Raw genomic sequence first — 5908 nt, 5'->3', positions numbered from 1 at the left:
GGGCGGGGGATCGGTATCCGGCTGGGCGACGGGGACCTCGCCGGCGCCCGTGCACAGCTGCCCACGCTGTGCGGGCGCGACCCGGCACATCTCGACGACGCCGGGGTGGCCCGCGCGGCCATCGAGTCGCTCGCCGAGAACACCTGCGACGCCGTCGTCGCCCCCCTGTGGTGGGGGGCGCTCGCCGGCCTGCCCGGCCTCGCCGGCTACCGGGCGGTGAACACCCTCGACGCGATGATCGGCCATCACAGCGACCGCTACGAACGCTTCGGCTGGGCCGCGGCCCGCCTCGACGACCTGGCGAACCTGCTGCCGGCACGGCTGTGCGCGCTGGCCGCCTGCGCGTGTGCGCCCCTGGTCGGTGGCAGCGCCGTGGACGCCTACTGGGTGATGCGCCGCGACGGCCGCTCGCATCCCAGCCCCAACGCCGGCCCGGTCGAGGCGGCGTTCGCCGGCGCGCTGGGCCTGCGCCTGGGTGGCGAGTTGCGCTACCCCTACCGGGTGGAGCACCGTCCGGAGCTGGGTTTCGGCCGTCCCCCGGCCGCCGCCGACGTCGCCCGCGCCGCCCGGCTGTCCGCCGCCACCGGCCTGGTCGGTCTCGCCGTCACCGCGCTTGCCGTCGCTCCGCTCGCCGCCGCCGCGGCCGCCCTGGCTCGCCGGGCGGTGTTCCGCGGCCACCGCGCGCGTCGGAGCTGAGGCAGCCGCGCGGCAACCGGGGAGATCGGGAGCCGGGGGAGTGCGGCAACCGGGGGAGTGCGGGAGCCGGCGGGCCGCTCCGTCACCCGGGACGGCTGATCACGGACATGGGAAGGGGAGTGCGACGGGAATGGGTGGGGGGCTGCTGGTCGCCGGGACGGCGTCGGATGCCGGCAAGAGCGTGCTGACCGCGGGGATCTGCCGGTGGCTCGCCCGCGAAGGGGTGCGGGTCGCGCCGTTCAAGGCGCAGAACATGGCGCTGAACTCGACGGTGACCGCCGACGGCGCGGAGATCGGCCGGGCGCAGGCGATGCAGGCCGCGGCCGCCGGCGTCGAGCCGGAGGCGGCGATGAACCCGGTGTTGCTCAAGCCGGGCTCGGATCGCAGCAGCCAGCTGGTCGTGCTCGGCCGCCCGGTCGCCGAGGTGGACGCGCTCGGCTACCGCCCGCACAAGAAGGCCCTCGCGGCGGTGGTGCTCGACTGCCTCGACGACCTGCGCTCCCGCTTCGACGCGGTGATCTGCGAGGGCGCTGGTTCCCCGGCGGAGATCAACCTGCGCGACACCGACATCGCCAACATGGGCCTGGCCCGCGCGGCGAACCTGCCGGTCATCGTCGTCGGCGACATCGACAAGGGCGGGGTGTTCGCCGCCCTGTTCGGCACCCTCGCCCTGCTGGACCCCGCCGACCAGGCGCTCATCTCCGGATTCGTGATCAACCGGTTCCGCGGCGACCCGCGCCTGCTCGACCCCGGCCTGCGCCAGATCGAACGCCTCACCGGCCGCCGGGTGCACGGCGTCGTCCCGTTCCGCCCCGGCCTGTGGCTCGACGTCGAGGACTCCCTTGACCTCGCCCGCTACGCCGACGGGGGAGCGGACGGCGATCCCACGGGGGCGCCCGCTGGGTCGGGGGAGACGCTGCGGGTGGCCGTGATCCGGCTGCCGCGGCTGTCCAACGTGACTGACCTCGACGCCGTGCGCGCCGAACCGGGTGTCGTCGTGCGCCTGGCCACCCGACCCGACGACCTCGCCGACGCCGATCTGGTCGTGCTGCCCGGCACCCGCGCGACCGTCTCCGACCTCGCCTGGCTGCGCCGCCGCGGCCTCGCGGGCGTCCTCGCCGCCCGCGCCGCCGCCGGCCGTCCCATCCTCGGCATCTGCGGTGGCTACCAGATGCTCGGCACCCGCATCACCGACGAGGTCGAGTCGGGCGCCGGCGAGGTCGAGGGCCTCGGACTGCTGCCCGTCACCACCGCCTTCGACCCCGCGAAGCTACTCGGCCGCCGTCACGCCACCAGTGCCGACGGCGGCCATCCGATCAGCGGCTACGAGATCCGCCACGGTCGCCTCACCGTCGCCGAGCACCCGCACGCCGCGCCGTTCGCCGCCGACGGGGTCCGCGTCGGCGCCGTGGCGGGCACCAGCTGGCACGGCCTGCTGGAGAACGACGCCTTCCGCCGCGCCTACCTCACCTCCGTCGCCTCCGCCGCCGGGCGCGCCTTCACCCCCGGCCCCGACACCTGCTTCGCCGACGTCCGCGCGCGGCGCCTCGACGCCCTCGGCGACCTGGTCGCCGACCACCTCGACACCTCCGCCCTGCGCCACCTCCTCGACCACGGCGCCCCCGCCGATCTCCCCTTCGTCCCCCCGGGCGCCCCCTGACCGCCGACAAGATAATCAACGTTGTTGACGACGTCTCGCCGCCGCCGGAAGCCATGCAGACACGGGACGGCAGAACTCTGGCTGTCAGTGGCACCGATGATCCCGAACCGCGGATCTCCGCTCTCGTCGCCCGAGCTGGCTCGTGACAGCGTTCTGACCACTTCACCGCAGTCCGTGTCGCGAACCGGGGGGCGAAACGGACACGACATGCGGTGTTCGCGACACGATGCCGCTGTCCGCCGCGCCCGCTTCCCACCCTGGGGAAGTCCGCCACGGATCCTCGCGGAACCCAACCGCGGATCCGCGCCGGGCCGGACAGCGGCCGTGGCGGCGCCGCGCGGTCGCTCAGCTGGCGGCGACGGACGCGGCCGCGCGCCGGTGGTCGGGAGCGAGGCCACGGTGGCGTCCGCGCAGCGCTTTGCCGGCTACCCCGGAGGAAGGCTCGCCGCCCGGCGCGAGGGCGGGCTGTGCGGGCGCGGTCTCACGGCGCACCTGATAGACCCAGCTCTTGCTGACGGTGATGCCCTGGGTGGCAAGAATCGCGACGGCGGCGGTGGCGGATCCGCCCGCGTCGCCAAGGGCCCGCACGATCGCCGCGCGCTTCGCGGTCGGATCCATGGACACCACCGCCGCCGGCGAGCCGGCGCCCGGCTCGCCGCCAGGCGCGAGGGTGGCCAGCGGGATGGTGGTGGCCAGATGATCGACCTCGGTGATCTCGTACGGCACCGGGAGCGTAACCGGGCCAGCCGGCGCCGCCGCCGGGACGCCAGCTGGCACGACGTCGCCCGGGGAAGCGTCGCCCGGGGAAGCGTCGCCCGGGGAAGCGTCGTCCGGGGAGGCATGGCCCGCGGCGCCGTCTCGGCGGGCCTCGTCGTGCGCACCGTCCGCGGTCGGCGCCGAGAGCACCGGTGTCGCACCCTGTGACGGCGGGGCCGACGGCACGGATGACGCCGGCACACCGCCTGCCGACGAGGGAGACAGCGGAGCCGGAGCGGAGGGAGACAGCGGAGTCGGAACGGCCGTCAGAGCAGTCGACGACGGCGTTGCCGGCGAGGACACGGCAGCTGGCGAGGACACGGTGTCCGCCGCAGGCAGCGTGGCCGTGGGCGGCGGGGCCGGGTCGGCCGAGGGGGACGGCGCGGCCGGCTGGGCCTGTGGGGTAGGAAGAACCGGGTGGCGCTGGCCGGGAATCGAGAGGCGGGGGAGAGTCCGCGGGGCGGCGTCCGGATGGATCTGGCGCATGAGCAGTTCGTAGGAACCCAGCAGGGCCAGCGGCGGCCACCCGGCGATGATCCGGGCGGCGAGGCTGGGCTCGGCGTGCAGCATGTTCGCCGCCAGGGACGCGCAGGCGCCGAGGGCGAGCATCAGGTAGGACAGCCCGCCGCGCCCCCGTCCGGCTCGACGGTCCGCGAGCATCGTCATCGACGCGGCCACGATCAGGCCGTCGACGCTCAGCGGCAGTACCGCCGAGGTCATCGCGTCCTCGCCGTGCTCCAGAGCGACCGCGCGCATGTGCCGGTAGGACGCGAACGCCGCGACCGCCGCCACGATCGACACCGCCGTCACCGTCGTGGTGCGGATCGCCCGGGTGCCCCGGACGTGACGCGATCGGTCCCCGTCAACGAGCTGGCCGTCGGCCATCCAGACCTCCAAACCCCGCGCCGCGAAAGCCGCGACGCGCCCATAGTGCAGCAGGTCGAATTCCGGTTGACGCGTGGTGGGCGGCTGGGATGGACATCTCCGCCGAAGGGGGGTGCGGACCGTGGAGGACCAGCACGTCTGCGCGATCGGCAGGGCTCCGGCGGCGCGGAGCACCCGCGCCGCGCGACGGGTCGGCCGCGCTGGCGCACCGGGTACCTCCGGGCGGTGCACCCCGGGCGGGGGCCGTCACCCCACCCGACCAGGGCCGGCGGCGCGCAGCCGCGCTGCTGCCCGGACTCGGACGGCGGGGTCTGGCCGGCCCGCCGTGCGCGGGGTGGCGGTGTCAGGCGGACAGGCGCGGGGCCGCCTCGTCGCGCGCCTGGGACGCGAGCTCGACGGCCTGGGCGACGGCGCGGGTCTCGTCGCCGTCGAGGACGCCGGCACTCAGGAAGTCCTGCCACGGTTCGATCGCCGAGCTCAGGTAGGACGTGCGGTTGGCGGGCGGCATCATGGCGATCGCCGTCCGCACCGCCTCGATCCCCTCGTCGCCGCGGCCGGACAGGATGAGGCAGTCGGCGAGGTCGAGCAGCTTCCAGGCCAGATCCTCCCGCAGCGGGGCCGGGTGCACCGCGCCGTCGTCCAACGTCGCCTGCAGGTCCTCGGCGGTGAACCGGCACAGCCGTTCCAGCCGGCGGAAGGAGGCGCGGGCCGCGTCGTGGCCGCCGGGATTCTCGGCGGCCAGCAGCAGGTGGATCCGGGCCTCGTTCAGCCGGGGGTAGGTGTCGTTGCCGGCGAGCGAGATGGCCTTGCGGTAGGCGCCGAGTGCCTCGCGCAGCAACGCGGTGTCGAACACGCCGCTGCCCTGCCGGGCGCGGCGACGCAGCAGGCCGCCCAGGTTCGACCAGGTGCCGTCGTCGGCCGGGTCGATGCGCACCGCCTCCTGGAACGCGGCGGACGCGTCGAGGAGACGACCGCCCAGGCTCAGGGCGATGCCGAGCTCTCGCCAGGCCGGCGCGTGGTCCGGCTGGCGCTGGGTGGCGTTGCGCAGCGCCAGCGCGGCCCGCGCGTAGTCGTCGTCGGTGGCGGCGGTCCGCCGCAGCGCGCAGCCGAGCTCGAAGTAGGTGCGGAAGCTGGGATGTGCCTCGACGGCCTTGGTGAGCAGGACGATGGACTGCCCGGGGGAACGGTGGGCGAGCTCGATCAGGTCCTCGGCCTGCTGGCCGCGCAGCCGGGCGATCTGCCCGCGCAGATCGTCGAGCTCCGCTCGGGTGAGGGTGACGTGCTGGCGGTGACGGCGCACGGGGCTGTCGACGTGGTCGGCGTGGCGCAGGCCGTAGCTGGCCGCGGCGACGATCGCCGCGATCGCCCGGCGTAGCTCGGCCGGCCTCGAACCGTAGGGGATGATCCGGTTGCTGCCCACGTTGAACCGCGGATGCTGGTCCGCGTTCTGTGTGACGAGGATGGTGACGCCGTCGCGCACCGCCCAGCGCACCCCGACCTCCAGGAAGACGTTCGGGTTGTCGCCGGTGAGGTCGGCGATGTAGACGTCCGCGTCGAACGCCTCGCCGAACATCGAGTCGTGAATGGGCGCGCTGATCTTCTTCTCGTCCTCGATGACCAGCTCGGTGGGCCGGCCGAGTTCGTCGGAGAGGTGCGCCGCCACGACGTCGAACAGGTCCCGGCGAATCTCCTCGACCTCGCCCCAGGACGCCCGCGTACCCATCGACGAGAAGGGCATGGCCACGAAGATCCGAATCTTCTCCGGCGGCGCCACGGCCGCATCATAGCAATGCGATCACCAGGGGCTGCCGAGGAAGAGCCTGGTCGGACACGGCGGTGCGGCGTGGTCAGGGTGTGCGGACCGGGCTGGCGAGAAGATCCTCGCGGTGGCGGTGGCGGTGGCGGTGGCGG

The 5908-nt window shown here is 74.7% G+C and carries 4 protein-coding genes; 2 read left to right on the top strand and 2 right to left on the bottom strand.

What is annotated here, in order from left to right; genetic code table 11:
• On the top strand, nt 1–696 hold a 696-nt coding region (locus C1A33_RS18545), incomplete at its 5' end, for a cobalamin biosynthesis protein (RefSeq protein WP_207770371.1).
• A gap of 130 nt (nt 697–826) precedes the next feature.
• A complete protein-coding gene (locus C1A33_RS18540; RefSeq protein ID WP_101832732.1) occupies nt 827–2356 on the top strand; it encodes a cobyric acid synthase in 1530 nt (509 codons plus the stop codon).
• 345 nt (nt 2357–2701) lie between these two features.
• Here C1A33_RS18540 and C1A33_RS36720 read toward each other — a convergent pair whose 3' ends face one another.
• Nucleotides 2702–3997 carry a DUF2637 domain-containing protein gene (locus tag C1A33_RS36720; RefSeq protein ID WP_243407700.1) on the bottom strand — a complete coding sequence of 432 codons (1296 nt, stop codon included), beginning with the start codon at nt 3995–3997 and terminating at the stop codon, nt 2702–2704.
• A gap of 343 nt (nt 3998–4340) precedes the next feature.
• Entirely contained in the window at nt 4341–5771 is a 1431-nt protein-coding gene (locus C1A33_RS18530) for a tetratricopeptide repeat protein (protein WP_101832731.1), read from the bottom strand.
• Nucleotides 5772–5908: the final 137 nt, after the last annotated feature.

It is taken from the genome of Frankia canadensis (assembly GCF_900197875.1).
GTDB classification, from domain to species: domain Bacteria; phylum Actinomycetota; class Actinomycetes; order Frankiales; family Frankiaceae; genus Frankia; species Frankia canadensis.
The sequence above is the reverse complement of the archived record's forward strand: the minus strand, read 5'-3'. Positions and strand labels throughout refer to the sequence as shown.